The organism is Myroides sp. TSA_177.3 (genome assembly GCF_052691955.1).
This window is the reverse complement of the sequence record NZ_JBQZGD010000002.1, coordinates 1-16,362: the sequence shown is the minus strand read 5'-3', so window position 1 is coordinate 16,362 and position 16,362 is coordinate 1. Positions and strand designations below refer to the sequence as shown.

Genomic DNA, 16,362 nt, shown 5'->3' with positions numbered 1-16,362 from the left:
TATATTTGTATAGCGACTTATTCGCTTTTATAAAACGACCAAGATGAAAAAGAGAATTGTTATAGCTATAGCAGCATTTATTTTTACCAGTGGATTAACGTTCGCTCAAGAGCAAAATTATACAACGTATCGCGTAAGTAAAGGCGAGACAATTAGTAAAATAGCAAGAGAGCATAAAATTTCGGTCAGTGAGATTTTAAGGCTAAATCCAGATGCAAAAACGGGAATTAAAGAAGGAGATGTCATCCAAGTTCCCGCAAATAAAACGCAAGCAAAATCTGCTGTAACGAGCAAACCTACAACAACACAAACGGCACAGCCAACCGATAGCAAACGAAAAACACACCTTGTGCAATCGAAAGAAACGGTTTTTGGTATCAGTCGCCAATACAATGTGAGTGTACAGGATTTGTATCAATGGAACCCTGAATTGGAGCGCAACGGATTAAAAGCCAATACGTATCTTTATATTTCTCCTTCCGCTACTTCTGCAACAACAGATCAATCTGCACAAGTGAATGTCGTACTAGCAGCGACAAAAGCAGATACGCCTATTGACAAAGCAAAAATAGGATACAAGGAAATTGAAATTGAACCTAAACAAACGCTGTATAGTTTAGCTGTAGAATATCAAACCAGTGTGCAGAAAATTATGGAGTTAAATCCAGAATTGAGCGAAGGCTTGAAAAGCGGACAGAAAATAAAAGTACCAACAGTAGGTAAAGCAGCTGTTTCTACCACAACTACACCAGAGGTAAAACCGACAACTACGGGAACTACACCGAAGGAAACAGAGCAATATAGTACAATTACTGTAGCACCTAAGCAAACCCTTTTTGGTCTTGCTAAAGAAAATAATATCTCTATTGAGGAGTTGATTGAACTCAATCCCGAATTGAGAAAAGGATTACAAGTAGGTATGGAAGTAAAAGTGCCTCATACAGGAGAAGTAAAAACTTCGGGTTCTACTACAGCGCCTAAATGGAATATGGAATCTTCAGGTTCTTTTGTAGATTTGACGCAGTCTCTTGATCGCTATACCGCAAAAGAATTAGTTTTGTTGTTGCCGTTTAATACTTCACGTGTTGGAGATAATGCAAGTGAACGCATGAAAACGGATGGGTTCTTAAATATGACGATGGATTTTTATTTAGGAGCTAAATTAGCCATTGATAAAGCAGTAGGTATGGGATTACCCCTTACAGTTAAAGTTTTTGATTCTAACGAGACAAAAAGCAGCTCAGATGTGACGCGAATCCTAGCTAGTGAAAACTTGGCGAAGACAGAAGTAGTCATCGGACCTTTTTTTCAAAGCAATGTAGATGATGCGGTAAAAGCGTTACCAAATAGCGATATTATCTTGGTTTCTCCTTTGTCTAATGAAAAAGCCAATCCATCTTCTCAATTGGTGCAAACGATGCCTTACGGAGATGTATTAAAACAATCTTTGTTGGAGTACTTTATTCAAAAAGACAGTAAAATTACGGTTATTGTAGACGAAAAGAAAGCTTCTACGAAGCGCTTCATGCAACGTCACTATCCGAATATTAAATTGATCGAAACAAAAGAATTAAAAGATATTGATAAAACCTTAGTAGCAGGGAAAAACAATGCGTTTATCCTAGATTCGAACAGCATTGAATCTGCGCTATTGTTGACTGATAAATTAAAAAACAAAACAGATAAGTTCGATATTCAAGTTGCTTCTTTTGATAAAAGCGAGGTGTTTGACTATGGAGAAATTAAAATTGAAACCTTAGTTGCTTTACACTATACGTATCCTTCGGTAACCAGAGATAGTGAAACGAGTTTGGATACTGCTTTTGCAAGAGAGTATAAAGCACAGAATAATGTTGTACCGAATCGATTTGCAATTCGCGGATATGACGTAACCTTAGACGTTATTTTGCGTATGTTCCAAAAAGACGGATTTACAGGTGCCTTGGGATTGAAATCGACAGAAATCGAAAATAAATTCGTTTACAGCAAGAATCCAGAAGGAACTGTGCGCAATAGAGGAGTGTATATCCTACAATACAATGATGATTTAACCGTAAAAGTAGTAGAGTAATGCTGTCAAAAATAACATACTTAGGAGATTTAAGAACAGAATCAGTTCACTTGCAATCAGGTGAGCATATTATAACCGATGCACCAGTAGATAACCACGGAAAAGGCCAAGCTTTTTCCCCAACAGATATGGTGACGAATGCAGCAGGCTCTTGTGCGATGACCATCATGGGCATCAAAGCTAATGAACTAGGTGTAGATTTAGTGGGTTCAACCATTGAAGTGTACAAAGAAATGCAGGCAGACCCAAGGAGAATTAAGAAAATTACCTTGCACTTGTCGATGTTGAGTACAGCAAATGAAAAAGAGCGTATCATTTTAGAGCGTGTGGCGATGCATTGCCCCGTTTTGTTGAGTTTACATCCAGAAATTGAGAAAGAAGTAACCTTTAATTGGACGCAAAAATAATGCTAGACAATCAAAAAGAACTGATTGAATTGGCTAAAGCCAAAATGCCCTTCGGCAAATACGAAGGCAAATACTTGATTGATTTGCCTGAATATTACGTCGTATGGTATCACAATAAAGGGTTTCCTAAAGGGAAATTAGGACAACAATTGGCCTTGGTGTACGAATTAAAACTAAATGGTTTAGAACCGTTAATCCGAAATATTCGAAATAACTTTTAACGATTAAACTGACTCTTTTGGGTCAGTTTTTTTGTTGATAGACTTTCCTGAAATAAGCTGTAAGGCCTGTAAATAGGGCAAAGAGTGTTAATTCTTTCTTTAAATAAAAAATTAGGACAAATTAAAAAAGAGGAAGGTATTTTGCTTAATTTTTTTGAATCGTTAGTTTAACCTCCTTTTTTTAGTAATTGAATAGTAAAAGCCTTTATTTTTTGTGTAGTAGATAAAATGATCGTTTGCGTTTCCTTCATTTGCCCAAACTGGAAACGCAAAACTTGATAAATAATTGTAAATTTGTAAGATAAAATAGTGCAGTTATGATGAATATTCCTACATCTAATCGTCCGAGAGTAGTAATTATTGGGGGAGGATTCGGTGGATTAGCATTAGCTAAGAAATTGAAAAATAAAAATTTTCAAGTTGTTTTATTAGATAAGCATAATTATCATACGTTCCAACCGTTACTTTATCAAGTCGCAACTGGCGGTCTTGAGTCAGGATCTATTGCGTTTCCTATTCGTAAGGTGGTTCAAAATTATGAGGGAATTTACTTTCGCGTAGCTCAAGTTCAACGCATCGATACCGAAAACAAAAAAGTAGTAGCTGATATTGGAACTATCTTTTTTGATTATTTAGTTATTGCAACAGGATCTAAAACTAACTTCTTTGGCAATACAGCTATTCAGCAGCATAGTATGGCGATGAAGACGATTCCACAATCGTTAAACATCCGAAGCTTAGTATTGGAGAATTTTGAAGAAGCACTATTGACCAATGATGAAAAGGAAAAAAGAGCGTTGATGAACTTTGTGATTGTTGGAGCAGGACCGACTGGAGTAGAACTAGCCGGTGCTTTAGCAGAAATGAAGAAACACGTTTTACCTAAAGATTATCCCGATTTAGATATCAGACAAATGGAAATCAACGTGATCCAAGGTGGATCTAAAGTATTAGATGCCATGTCTGAAAAATCATCTCGACGTGCACAGGAATTCTTAGAAAAACTAGGTGTAAATGTTTGGGTCAATGAAATTGTAACCAATTTTGATGGTAAAACAGTACAAACTAAATCAGGATTAGAATTTCAAACCGAAACGGTAATCTGGACAGCTGGAGTAATGGGAGCTGTGATTGATGGATTTGAAGCTTCTGTTATCCAACGTGGAAACCGCTTAAAAGTAAATGAATACAATCAAGTAGAAGGCTTTACGGATATTTTTGCTATTGGAGATGTGGCGGCTATGGTAACGGAAAATTTACCTATGGGACACCCTATGATGGCGCAACCCGCTATTCAACAAGGACAACTATTAGCAACGAATTTAATTCAGTTGAGAGACGGGAAACCATTGAAGAAGTTTACTTATAATGACAAGGGATCAATGGCAACCATTGGTAGAAATAAAGCGGTAGTTGATTTACCTAAATTTCACTTTAGTGGATTCTTTGCTTGGTTCGTTTGGATGTTTGTCCACTTGATGTCGTTGATTGGATTCAGAAACAAATTCTTGGTGTTCTGGAACTGGGTATACAACTACTTGATGTTTGATCGTCAAGCGCGTTTAATCGTACGACCATACAAGAAAAAGAATGAAGAAAGTTTTACAAAAAATAATGAATAAACTAGAAAGAGCCTGTAAATACAGGCTCTTTTTTATTGTAGTGAATCAGTAGATCGATAAATTTATTATAGGAGCGAATGCCTTCTTTTTGATTGTTTATCTTGAGGAAATTGCTGTAAATGAACTTGAAAATCGAATCGGTTACCGTTTTATACGATTGCCAAAAGAGTGTATTTTCAATTAAATTAGTTTGCACTCCAGGGTGAATTTGCGCGTACAACGCTTGGAAATTAGCCTCTGTTTCTTCAGTTCCTAGCGCTTTTAGACAATAGCGCAAGGCGAATATGTTGGCAGAATATTGATAACGGATATCCTGTTGTTTTTTGGTTGCGAGAAAACCAATAAAATTAGCCTCACTTTCTTTTGCATAGCCCACTTGATGCGCAATTTCATGGGAAGACGTAACGATAAGTGTAGAGGTCGGTATTTTGGTATTGACTTGGGCTTCTAAGGTAAAGGGATTGACATAGCCCGAAAACCCCATATACGTTAAAGGCAAACTATAGAGTGAACCTTTGGCTTTTTGATTTCCATAGGTAAACCATTGCGTAGATTCGCTTAATCGCTGTACACCAAGTTGAGCATCCTGTCTAATTTGATCTTTGTCAGCGGGCAGCACAACTGCTTGTAATGAATCTTGGGTTATCGCCAATTGTAAGGCATTGGTTTGTTGAATCATAGCTTGCGTCAGCTCCAAAAGCTTTTGTTTGGTGTATCCCTGTTGTAAATCTAGCTGAGTAGCTAAGGGAATGCGATAGTTGTTGAATCCCCAAAAGAGATTAAAGGCAACGTAAAAAAGAAAGCACCCTTTGATAAGTAAACGGGCATACGCGCGTATTCGCTGCTTTGTTTCTCTATTCTTTTTCCAAAGCTGGCGAATTTTCCACAGGAGAAAGAGGCCTACTGCAAAGTAAAGAACATCGCCAATAGAGAAGGGGAATAGGTTAGTACAAGCGGTAATTATACGCAGATAAACCGCATAAAAGCCGTGGGTGTAAAACCGTTCAACCCATTGAGGATTAGCGGTCAATATTGTTTTTAGTAGGAGGAACGCAACAAATCCTACTAGGTAATATCTCAATTTTATTGGGCGCATTTTAACTAAAAATTTATTTAGAATAGATAAATATAACCATATATTTGCAGCAAACTTTGATCCAAATGAGTAAAGTTAAGAAAGGTGAGCGAACAATCTTCGTTTGCGATGGAAAAAAATGTTGCCGATACAATGAAGAAGCCAAAGCCTGCTTTGAAGACCTACTGGAAGAAAGTGGTCTTGGAGCAGATTACGCGTTGTGTAAAATGAAATGTCAAGGCATGTGTAAAAAGGCTCCTGTAGTCTACCTTTCTGAACACGATACCTATAAAAAAGAAGTAACAAAGAAAAAAGCGAAAAAAATATTCGAAAAATACGTCACAGCTGCCGTTTTATCTTCTTAAATTTAGTCTTTACTTCAAGACCAAATGACAATACAACTTTTTGAACCGCCTGCTGCTTTACAATGGATTGTAAAGGGATATTGGTATTCCGATGCAACGAGTTGGAAGCACGCCTCTTATCGCATCTATGCGGATGGTTATCCCGGGTTGATTTTTCAACACCGACAAGGACAATCGGGTTTATTTAGGGGAGATACTCCTTTGCCCTTGTGTTTTGTCTATGGGCAAAAGACCAAGGGATTTTGTCTGAATCAATGTGCCAATGGAACGCTATTTTTTGGTATTCAATTTCAACCTTATGCGTTGAAGCACATTTTTGGAATCGATACAGCCCAATTGACGGATCTTTGTATCGATGCTCGGGAATTGTTTAAAGGTATTCAGCTGGATCAATTGTTGCACTTGACGAATGGGCAGCAGTTGCTCGATTATTTTACCACTTATTTGAGCCAATTGATCCATCAAAGTGTCACTCAACCGTCTTATATTATACCTATTGCGCATGCTTTTGAGCAATATGTCGGCTGTTCCAGTCTGCAAGTGGCACAAGAATGCCGCGTTTCTCCTCGTACTTTTCAGCGCGATTTTAAAGCGCATGTCGGATTGAGTTTTGAAGCTTACAAGCAATTGATTAAATTTCAAATGGCTGTAGGTCAATTGCAGCAATTGAAAGAGGAAAAGCTCGTCGAGGTGGCTTACGACTTGAATTATGCTGATCAGGCACACTTTGGGCGTGTATTCAAAAGTTATGCGGGTTATACCCCTAAAGCGTTTGTACAAAAAATAGGGCGCTGCGAGGATGGGGAGCTTTTGCGTACCCAACGCTTGCGAATTGTAGCCAATTAATACTGTCGTTTTTGTTCTATTTTTTGTGAAGGAGATACCCGTAGTTTGTTTTCTTCATTTAAAATTTGAATACCGATGAAAATACACCACCTGAATTGTGTAGCTATTCAATCTCCAATAGGCGATAATGCTATTGGACATTGTGTACTAATTGAAATAACAGAAGAATTAATTCTGCTTGATGCTGGAATCAGCAGTATGGATTTAGCTCAACCTTCTCTTCATTTTAGCGAGGAACTCATACAGCAAATTGGACTTGACTTTACCGAAATGCGTTCAGCAAAAGAACAAATCCTCGCTTTGGGATTGAATCCCAATCACGTAACAACCATTGTACTGACTCATCTCGATTTTGACCACAGCAGTGGATTACTTGATTTTCCACAAGCTACGGTGCATATAGGCGCAGAGGAATTGAACAGTTTTGTTCAAGGAAACCCGCGGTACTTATCTTTTGTCTTGGAACATCGACCAAAAATAGAAGCGTATGCTGCTTCTCCCGCAAATTGGTTGGGATTTGAGGCGAGGTATCTCTCGATTCATCCCGAGTTAAAAATAGCGCTAATCCCCCTCTTTGGCCATACGACTGGTCATTGCGGTATTGCTTTTGAAGTGGAGCAGCAAGTGTATTTCTATATTGGAGATGCCTATTATCTACGCGCAGAATTAACAGATCCCCATCACCCTGTTCATGGGTTAACTGCAGCTCGGGCGGTAGATAATGCTCAACGCGTTGAAACGTTAGAGCGATTAATGACTTTTGTCAAAGACCATCCAGAAGTTTGTGTGTTTGGGTATCACGATGCAGCGGAGTTTAAGGGGGAGTAGGGAAACTACGAGAATAGAAAACATTCGATTAAAAAAACACATCGTAGGAATAAAAAAGGTAAATAAGTAAGAGTCAGTGGTTCATACTTGAAGTGTTTATTTAAAAATCAGGTAAGCTAGAAATTGTGATTTGACTTTTTTATTGCGAATGAGGTAATGAGGAGATAGGTTGTTTCAGAAATATGAAATAACCTATTTTTTTTATTTTTTATACTAAAAAAGGAAGATACTGCTTTTTCTTTTTTTTTAAAGGCTTCTGTGTTGTGTTATGTTTTGTTTTTTAATATTTAATGATAATTATATTTATTTTGTTAATATTATTTATATTTATTTTTTGATAAAAAAGTATTAATTGGCTTAAAATTAATTTAAATTTATATTTTTGCAACGAATAATAGAGAATAAATTACAAAAAATACAAATACAGTCTTTTTGATTGGTCTTCATGAAAGAATCAATTCAAGCAGAAATGAATGGACATTTGTTCTTTTCTCTCTAATAAATAACAGTTGCATATGAAAATAAAACTACTACTAGTTATTTTGATCCCTATGCTAGGATTTAGTCAAAAAGTAAAATGGGAACAAACGTTGGGTAGCGCTCATGCGGAATACCTATTTGATGTCGTACCAACAGCGGATTATGGTTTTTTGTTAGCGGGGAGTTCCCTGTCCAATGAAGGAGGAGATATCAAAGCGAAGCGCCGTGGGAATATCGATGCTTGGTTGTGGAAGATGAAAGAGGATGGCGCTCAAGAATGGCAATATCGCTTAGGCGGTGATGGAAATGATTATTTGCACAGCATTTGCCATACGGCAGATGGTGGTTTTTTATTAGGCATTACGTCTACCTCTGGAATATCAGGGGATAAAACAGAAGAAAATAAGGGCAAGGAAGATTTGTGGTTGGTGAAGCTCAATGCAGCCAAGACAATCGAATGGCAACGCAGTTATGGCGGAATAGGAACGGAGGAAATTGTTAAGGTAATTGCTTTAAAAGGAGGAGATTATGCTGTATTAGCCAATAGTAATTCCGTTGTGTCAGGTGATAAAACCGCTCCTTATTATGGAGGGATGGACTTGTGGGTTTTGCGATTAAATGCACAGGGAACTATTTTGTGGCAGAAGAGCTATGGAGGAGAATATAAAGAAGTAGGAATCGATATCATTGAAACAACCAATCGAGGTTTGCTTATTGGTGCTCAATCGAATTCTCCTCGCAGTGGCAATAAAACAGCTGAGGCTTATGGAGGCATGGATTATTGGTTGATTCAGTTAGATGCCACAGGAAAAGAGCAATGGCAACGCACCTATGGTGGAGAACAGGAAGAGGAGCTAAAAGAAATTCAACAAGTAAAAGACGGAGGTTATGCATTATTTGGCATGTCTAATTCAGATGTATCGGGAAGTAAAACCAGCAAACAAGAAAGTCAGTTAGACTATTGGCTGGTTCAAGTAGATGAACGCGGCAGCGAAGTCGAATCATTTGTATATAGCTATGGGGATTATAATATCTTAACTAATGGTTTTGTGAATCCTAAGGGAGACTTCTTTTTAGGTGGGAGTAGTATCGCTAGTATGGAAAAGGCATCGACTTTTGAATATTTAGGTACTCGTTTGGATGGAGAACGCAGTGTTGCTTGGGAGAAAACCATCAGCAGCAAGGGCAACGATGTGTTGACTAAAGTGATTCAAACCCGCGATGGAGGGTATGTTTTTGCAGGTACGTCTAATGGCGAAAAGAGTAAGGTGAAGGCTACACAAAAAGGCGGGAATGATTTTTGGATTGTCAAAGTAGAACCAGAGGAGAAAGAAAGAGAAGAGCCTACGCGTATTACATTGGAGGCCTTTCCCAACCCAACGACTGGTTTTTCGAATATCGTGATGAATTTTGCCTATACCACAGGAAAAATGGAAGTATACGATTTAGGTGGACGCTTGTTGCAAAGCAGATCGATTGAGTATCAAACGGAACCTGTTGACTTAACAGCGCTATCTCGAGGGACTTATATTATTTGGGTGAAAACGGATACAGAAAGTGGAAGTATTAACGTGGTAAGAAGATAAAAAATGAAAAAGATAGTTTTTTTAGTAGCATTTATTTTAGGAGGAATACACTTCTCTTTTAGTCAAGAAGAGGTTAAAAATGAGTTGAATCTGATTTTACCTTCTTCAACCTCTTATTCGTTGGGAAGCTATGGACAACACAGTATTGGTATGTTTACTGGTACAGTCCAAGAACAGATTGAGTTGTATAACTACAAGGCCAATGATTTAGTTGTGCCCATTACGTTGAGTTATTCCTCTAATGGAATCAAGGTTGATCAAGCAGAGAATAATGTGGGTATTGGCTGGGTGCTCAATGGTGGTGGTGTGATTACCCGAGTGGTGAATGGCAGGGCTGATGAAAGGAGATCCAATAAGTTGCCGCCCGATGTACAGTGTCACGATCAAGAAATGGTCAACTATGTTTACCATAATTCGTCATCGAGAATAGATACTGAACCTGATTTGTTTCTATTTAATTTTTTAGGGCGAAGTGGGCAATTTACTCTGGATGATAATAAACAGGTGTTGTTGCTGGAGCAAGAAGACTTAGAAATTAAGATGCTGAAAGGGACAGATCAGAACTACTATTTTACGGTACGTGATGAAAGAGGGGTAACCTATGTCTTTGATCAACGAGAAACGACGTCTACACAATATGATCATTCAAATGATAGTGCTGTTACTGCTTGGTATTTAAAGTCAATCACTTCTCCTTCGGGAGCTGTTATTAACTTTGAATACAAACAAGATAGCCAATCTTTTACTCAAGTAGCAAGTCGATCGATTAAATTAATTAAAAGAAATAATTTTTGCTCTAATAAAGGTATACCCTGGGAGTATGTTATAAATAGAATACATACTAGTATGTCTACAGTTACTTTATCTCGAGTTTATAGCAACAACCCTCAAGATGGAGAGATTGAATTAAAGTATGATCATAGAAGACCCTATAATGCTGTTACGATAAAGGAACCGATATTAATTTCGGAAGTTGTTTTTCGCGATAACCGCAAACAGGAAGTAGATAATATCAAATTCAACTACACAACAACAAGAAATAAGAGAACTTTTTTAGAAGGTATACAATTTAAAGAACCTAATAAAACGTATCAATTTGAATATCATGATGCGGAGCGATTAAATGAAAGATTTGGTAATAAAGATGCTTGGGGGTATAATAGTAGCAAGGGAGGGGATTTTCCTGATCCTATTAAGAATTATATGTTAATTGGAGAAACACGTCTGGGATATGAAAAATATGTTTCGGTAGGAGATAATTATACAGATTTAGATTATGTGCAAGCAGGGTTGTTAAAAAAGATTATTTTTCCTACTAAAGGATATTCTGAATTTAATTATGAAGCTAATAGAGTATGGGGGCCTGACTTTATACCTGCCCAATATGGAATCGTATCTATGTCTTTAATGCATGGATACCCTCAGGATCCAGTATATTTTAAGACTCGTGATCAAAATAGTTTAGAGACAGAATTGAGCCTTGGGTTTTACGATCCCAATTATAATCCTGGAGGAACAGAATATCCTATTGATCAAGAAGGTTTTTATTTTAATTTAGACAAAGAAAGTCCGAAAGGATCAGGAAGATATATTCGTTTATATTCTCGTTTGACTACAGAAAAGGTGAATATAGCTGTTTTGAGAAAATTTGATGTTGAACCTTTTACTAGATATAAGTTAACAGGTGTGTACACAGGTCATGCAAATGATAGAGTAGGAGGTATTCGATTTAAAATAAAAATATCAAATGATACTACCGTGGCTAAAGCAATAGCTGTTAATGGATTATTTGTAAGTGGAATACGATCTTATTCTGCTGATGGTCAATTGGCATTAGAAAAAAAATACACTTATAAGGAGAAAGATGGTTCTAGCTCTGGAAATCATTATTTTGATAAATACCAATATATTACTTCAGGTAAAGAATTGGTTATTTGTGAATCTACATTAGGGGCTCCATCTTATTACGATTATTCAACCACAATTCATACCAATAGTTTATTGTCAATGAATGATGCTATTGGAGAAGGTAGGTTGTCTTTTAGGAGGGGAGTGGAGGAAACACAATATGCAAATGGTTCTAATTCAACTATAGAATATATTTATCAACAAAGGCAAGGTATGACAGGATATCAATGTATTAATGGAACATATGCAGGGCCTCCAAAATGGACAAAATCAGACTGGGGACATGGGCTTTTATTGGAGAAAAATAGTTTTAATGAGAAGCAAGAACAAGTACAAAGTGAGCGCTATGAGTATACAGAAGATGTTTTAAAGAGGAAAGAGGTAAGAGGACTGGCTACAGAGATACAGTTTATGCCTGCGGTGGGTTATGTTAATAACGGTACAAATATCAATCCATTAAATATAGAGCACATTGGTTATACCATGTATTCCGTTAATTCTTTTAGAAGTTACTTGAAGTCTATCACAACCATTGACTATACAGGAAACAAGCAAATGCAGGAGAAAAAGACGTTTGATTATAGTAGTTCAAAACATTACCAGAAAACAAAAATGGAGGTTGCGAATGAGACAACTACAATAACCGAGCAGTACGTTTATCCAGATGATATTCTCAGTAGTACAAGTTTAACTGGAGAGCCATTGACTACTGGAGAGTATCAAGAAATTAATCGCTTGAAAAAGACAGCTACGCATCAACCTGCTGCGTTAATTCAAACCAATACGTACAAGGATGGAACGTTAAATGGAATCAGTCGAAATTTATATAAAAACTGGAATAATACTCCATTGTATCACAAAACAATTAGTAGTAAAGGAACAGGGAATTTTAATCCAGCAGATTTTCAAGTTACGCACTACAATAAAAATTCTAAAGTAGAAGAAACAGAAGATCAAAGTGGAAGTAAGACCGTTTACCTCTATGGGTATGGACAAACGCTTCTGCTTGCTCGGATTCAAAATGCAACCAAAGAACAAGTAGCCAGTGCACTGGGTGTTAGCATTGCCAATTTAATTACAATCGACGAAACCAAATTGACACAACTCAATAATTTGAGAACAAATACTGCTTTAAAAGACGCTCTGATTACCACCTATGAGCACAAACCTTTAGTGGGAATTACGAAAATGACAGATCCCAAAGGCAGCAGTATGTCCTATGAATATGATCTTTTTAATCGTTTAAAAGCAATAAAAGACAGCAAAGGGAATATTATCGAAGAATACGAATACAATTATAAAAATAATCAATAGAATTGCAATGAAACAAATTACACGTTATATCTTGTTTGTGTTTGGCTTGACTTGTAGTTCCATGGTAGCACAAACGCGCACAGAAAACTACATCAAGACAACACAACCTCAGTACGCAACGAATAGCTCATTTACTTCTTTGTATAATCCGCCCAAGTTAGAAAACATAGTATATTATGATGGTTTAGGCCGTCCAAAGCAGGAAATTGCAGTAGGTATAGGCGCTTTAAATCGCAATGTGGTTAAACATATCGAATATGAGTTGAATGTAGGCCAAACAAAGGACTATTTACCTTTTGTAGAACAATATTATCCAGATAATTCACTTCAAGTACATCTCAGTGCAAAACGAGATTTTATACCCAATGCTAAAAGTCAAACGCAGGAGTTTTACAACAGTGAAAAATACGAACGTACAACCAATCCGTATAGCGAAACGGAGTTTGAAAAATCGCCTTTAAAGCGGGTGTTACAACAGGCCTCACCTGGGGAAGATTGGAAAATGGCAGCCAATGCAAGCCATACGGTCAAGCATACCTATGGGTTTAATAAAGCTAATCAAGTAAAGAAATTCAAAGCGATAGCGACTTGGAATGCGAGTTTGAAAGCGTATGACATTCGCCTAGTGGATGAGGGGTATTTCGCGGGCAATAAGCTGTATGTCACGTCAACCAAAGATGAAGATGGCAACTATTCGGACCGTTTCACAGATCAAGAAGACAAAGTTTTGGCTACGGTTCAATTGCTAGACCATGAATTGGCTGTTGTGGATCCTACTTGGCCAGGTGGTTCGTTATCTGGAGGCATTACTAGTGGCGTTTCAAATGAGCTCGCAGGAAAAAGTGTGAGTGAAATCATCGATCATGCGGAAGACATCGGGAATAACTTGACGGATCAGGTATCCGAAGGAGTGAACTCACTTACTCCACCTGTTAAACCAATAGATCCAGGTATTTGGAGTCCGTATTTTGGAATCGCGCTTTATACTTATTATGTCTATGACCAGTATAACAACTTAACGTATGTATTACCTCCTTTGGCCTACGGAAAGACGGATGCCACTACTTTAGATAAGTTGTGTTATCAGTATAAATACGACCACAAGAATCGCTTGGTAGCGAAGAAACTACCTGGGAAAGAGTGGGAGTTTATGGTGTATGATAAAGCCAATCGCTTATTGGCACAAGGTCCGGTGTATAGTCCTTTTGGAGACGAAGCAAAAGGTTGGATGTTTAGCAAATACGATGCTTTTGGGCGTGTGGTATATACTGGATTCTATACGGGAACTCCAAGTACAGCAGCAGGAAGAGCTACGTTTCAAGGACAGGTGGACACAACAGTTGATTTTCACGAGAAAAAAGCTACGGTTAGTACAATCGATCAGGTATCGGTTCCCTATACTAATGCAACTATGCCTAAAACCGCAATCAAAATTTTAGGAGTCAACTACTATGATGATTATAACTTTGCAGGAGCACCTGCTGCTATTGAAACGATAGAAGGTCAAGAAGTAATCACCCAGGTTAAGGGATTGCCTACAGGTGCTTGGACTCGAGTGATTACCACAGCAAATGAAGCACAAGGAACACTCAGTTATATGCTCTACGATTACAAAGAACGCGTATTGAGAAGTTACAAAACCAATAGTTTGGGAGGTTATACCCAAGTTGATACAAAGTACAACTTCCGAGGTCTTCCAACCAAAACGTTGACTAGTCATAAGTATAAAAATGGAGTAGAACCCACCACTATAGAACAGCGCCTTTATTATGATAAGGCTGAACGTTTGTTGTATCAAACCCATAAAATAGGTGCTGCAAATCCAGTGGTTCTTTTTGAAAATATATACGATGAATTAGGGCGTGTAAAACAAAAGAGAATAGGTGGTCGAGAAACGGCTATTTTGGTAACAGATCCTGTAATTAGACCAGCTGCTCTTGATTTTCCTATTATAAAGGATATTAATAGTACTATTCGTTCCTCTTTTTTACAAGAGTTAAACTATACGTATAATATTCGAGGTTGGTTAACCCAGGTAAACAGTACGAGTAATTTAGAGGCAGGTGATTTTGGCAAGAAAGCTTTGTTTGCAATGAAGCTGAACTACAATACCTTAGATAGTGAGGGGATTAGTGGAGTCAAGAAGTTGTACAACGGCAACATTGCCGAACAAACCTGGAAAACAGCCCAAGACAATGTATTGCGTCGTTATAGCTATGCGTATGATAAAGTAAATCGTCTAAAAGCAGGAACCTATCAAGAACCTGGAGGTATCACACCTATCATCGGATTGTATGATGAAAAAATGAGCTACGATGCCAATGGTAATATTACCTACTTAAATCGAAAAGGACGCAGTGTGAATACAGCTATTGCGTTGGATCTCGATCAGCTGACTTACAGTTATGAGGGTAATATCCTACAAAAAGTAGTAGACAGTTCTAACAATACTGATGGATTTAAACAAGGGAGTACGGCTGATAAACACTACGATTACGATAGTTTTGGTAACCTAAAAGTAGACCGAAACAAGGGAATTACAGCGATGAAGTACAACCATCTGAATTTACCTACTGAAGTTGTTTTTGCAGCGGGAAAAATTACTTACCTTTATACAGCCACAGGTGAAAAGGTACAGAAAAAAGTAACCCAAGGCAGTACAACAGTCGTTACGGATTATGTGGATGGCTTCCAATACGTAGATGGTATATTGAGTTTCTTCCCTACAGCAGAAGGATATTTCAATGCAGAGACTAGTAGCTATGTATACCAATACCGAGACCATTTAGGTAATGTCCGTTTAAGCTATTCGGATGCGAATAAAAACGATAAAATCGACGTTGGTGAGATTATTGAAGAAACGAATTACTATCCATTTGGATTGGCACATCAAGGGTATAATGAGAAGAATAATACCATTGGAAAAAACTATAAGTATCAGTATAATACAAAGGAATATCAAGACGAATTAGGATTAAATTTGTATGATTACGGTGCAAGGAATTATGATGCTGCACTTGGTCGATGGATGAATGTGGATCCGTTGGCAGAACAGTTCCCAGCATGGACACCGTACCATTATGTACACAATAATCCGATTAATTTGATTGACCCGACGGGGATGAAAGGAGAAGATTGGTATATGAATAATAAAACCAAAAAGGTTACTTGGATTGATGGAAGTAAAAATGTTAAAGGACATACTAATTTAGGATACAGTTATAGTGATCAAAGTTATGGGGAGAATAAAACGGACCATTTAGTTATGGATGGATCCACTCGAAAGATTACTGTTAATGGGAATGTTATTACTGATTTTAATAAGAGAGGAAGTAATAAACAAGATGGTGTTATGGTTTGGGGAACTGGAGCAGACCCTATGGATAGCGCAATAGGAAGAGACAGAGGACAGGGATCTATTGAAGTTGGAGATAGTGATGTAAATGCTTTTTATGCTTTGATGAATAAAGTATTGAGTTATTTTAAAGATGAAGTTATTAAGTCGAATAAAGCTACAGAATCAGCAGCTCCATTAAAGTCGAGTCAAGAAAAATCAGAAACAATGACTTTTAAACTGAAAGGGTATCAAAATAAGGATTTGTTTGATAGGTCAGACGAAGCGATTGTTAGGTGGTCAAC

At 37.5% G+C, this 16,362-nt stretch carries 11 protein-coding genes; 10 read left to right on the top strand and 1 reads right to left on the bottom strand.

What is annotated here, in order from left to right:
- The first annotated feature begins 43 nt into the window (after positions 1-43).
- From ACUTSE_RS02150 to ACUTSE_RS02135, 4 genes are all read left to right on the top strand, one after another.
- The gene (locus ACUTSE_RS02150; protein ID WP_445639052.1) at positions 44-2,071 is read left to right on the top strand and encodes a LysM peptidoglycan-binding domain-containing protein; all 2,028 of its coding nucleotides are present in this window, start codon (positions 44-46) and stop codon (positions 2,069-2,071) included.
- A complete protein-coding gene (locus ACUTSE_RS02145) occupies positions 2,071-2,478 on the top strand; it encodes an OsmC family protein (protein WP_002985170.1) in 408 nt (135 codons plus the stop codon). Before ACUTSE_RS02150 ends, ACUTSE_RS02145 begins: the two co-directional genes overlap by 1 nt.
- Entirely contained in the window at positions 2,478-2,699 is a 222-nt protein-coding gene (locus ACUTSE_RS02140) for a DUF3820 family protein (protein ID WP_002985168.1), read from the top strand. Before ACUTSE_RS02145 ends, ACUTSE_RS02140 begins: the two co-directional genes overlap by 1 nt.
- A 317-nt stretch (positions 2,700-3,016) precedes the next feature.
- The gene (locus tag ACUTSE_RS02135) at positions 3,017-4,321 is read left to right on the top strand and encodes an NAD(P)/FAD-dependent oxidoreductase (protein WP_445639051.1); all 1,305 of its coding nucleotides are present in this window, start codon (positions 3,017-3,019) and stop codon (positions 4,319-4,321) included.
- Position 4,322: 1 nt separating this feature from the next.
- Here the strand turns inward: ACUTSE_RS02135 and ACUTSE_RS02130 are convergent, their stop codons facing one another.
- Positions 4,323-5,417 (bottom strand): DUF3810 domain-containing protein, encoded by a 1,095-nt coding sequence (locus ACUTSE_RS02130; RefSeq protein WP_445639050.1) that lies wholly within the window; start codon positions 5,415-5,417, stop codon positions 4,323-4,325.
- Between the two features lie 65 nt (positions 5,418-5,482).
- Between ACUTSE_RS02130 and ACUTSE_RS02125 the strand changes: the two genes are divergently transcribed.
- The 6 genes from ACUTSE_RS02125 to ACUTSE_RS02100 form a co-directional block, all read left to right on the top strand.
- Complete coding sequence (locus tag ACUTSE_RS02125) at positions 5,483-5,761, top strand: (2Fe-2S) ferredoxin domain-containing protein (protein WP_002985161.1); 279 nt, start codon at positions 5,483-5,485, stop codon at positions 5,759-5,761.
- A 24-nt stretch (positions 5,762-5,785) separates the two neighbouring features.
- Positions 5,786-6,607 (top strand): helix-turn-helix domain-containing protein, encoded by an 822-nt coding sequence (locus ACUTSE_RS02120; protein WP_445639049.1) that lies wholly within the window; start codon positions 5,786-5,788, stop codon positions 6,605-6,607.
- Between the two features lie 75 nt (positions 6,608-6,682).
- The gene (locus ACUTSE_RS02115) at positions 6,683-7,435 is read left to right on the top strand and encodes an MBL fold metallo-hydrolase (protein WP_445639048.1); all 753 of its coding nucleotides are present in this window, start codon (positions 6,683-6,685) and stop codon (positions 7,433-7,435) included.
- Positions 7,436-7,950: 515 nt separating this feature from the next.
- A complete protein-coding gene (locus ACUTSE_RS02110; RefSeq protein WP_445639047.1) occupies positions 7,951-9,501 on the top strand; it encodes a T9SS type A sorting domain-containing protein in 1,551 nt (516 codons plus the stop codon).
- A gap of 3 nt (positions 9,502-9,504) precedes the next feature.
- Positions 9,505-12,723: a hypothetical protein gene (locus ACUTSE_RS02105; protein WP_445639046.1), complete on the top strand. Its 3,219-nt coding sequence runs from the start codon at positions 9,505-9,507 to the stop codon at positions 12,721-12,723.
- 7 nt (positions 12,724-12,730) lie between these two features.
- Positions 12,731-16,362: DUF6443 domain-containing protein (locus ACUTSE_RS02100; protein WP_445639045.1), on the top strand; the 3,632-nt coding region annotated here is incomplete at its 3' end.

Excerpts from the sequence above, each read along its gene's own strand:
- ACUTSE_RS02115 (WP_445639048.1), top strand. The coding sequence starts at position 6,683 with ATGAAAATACACCACCTGAATTGTGTAGCTATTCAATCTCCAATAGGC.
- ACUTSE_RS02150 (WP_445639052.1), top strand. The coding sequence starts at position 44 with ATGAAAAAGAGAATTGTTATAGCTATAGCAGCATTTATTTTTACCAGT.
- ACUTSE_RS02110 (WP_445639047.1), top strand. The coding sequence starts at position 7,951 with ATGAAAATAAAACTACTACTAGTTATTTTGATCCCTATGCTAGGATTT.
- ACUTSE_RS02130 (WP_445639050.1), bottom strand. The coding sequence starts at position 5,417 with ATGCGCCCAATAAAATTGAGATATTACCTAGTAGGATTTGTTGCGTTC.
- ACUTSE_RS02125 (WP_002985161.1), top strand. The coding sequence starts at position 5,483 with ATGAGTAAAGTTAAGAAAGGTGAGCGAACAATCTTCGTTTGCGATGGA.
- ACUTSE_RS02140 (WP_002985168.1), top strand. The coding sequence starts at position 2,478 with ATGCTAGACAATCAAAAAGAACTGATTGAATTGGCTAAAGCCAAAATG.
- ACUTSE_RS02135 (WP_445639051.1), top strand. The coding sequence starts at position 3,017 with ATGATGAATATTCCTACATCTAATCGTCCGAGAGTAGTAATTATTGGG.
- ACUTSE_RS02120 (WP_445639049.1), top strand. The coding sequence starts at position 5,786 with ATGACAATACAACTTTTTGAACCGCCTGCTGCTTTACAATGGATTGTA.
- ACUTSE_RS02105 (WP_445639046.1), top strand. The coding sequence starts at position 9,505 with ATGAAAAAGATAGTTTTTTTAGTAGCATTTATTTTAGGAGGAATACAC.
- ACUTSE_RS02145 (WP_002985170.1), top strand. The coding sequence starts at position 2,071 with ATGCTGTCAAAAATAACATACTTAGGAGATTTAAGAACAGAATCAGTT.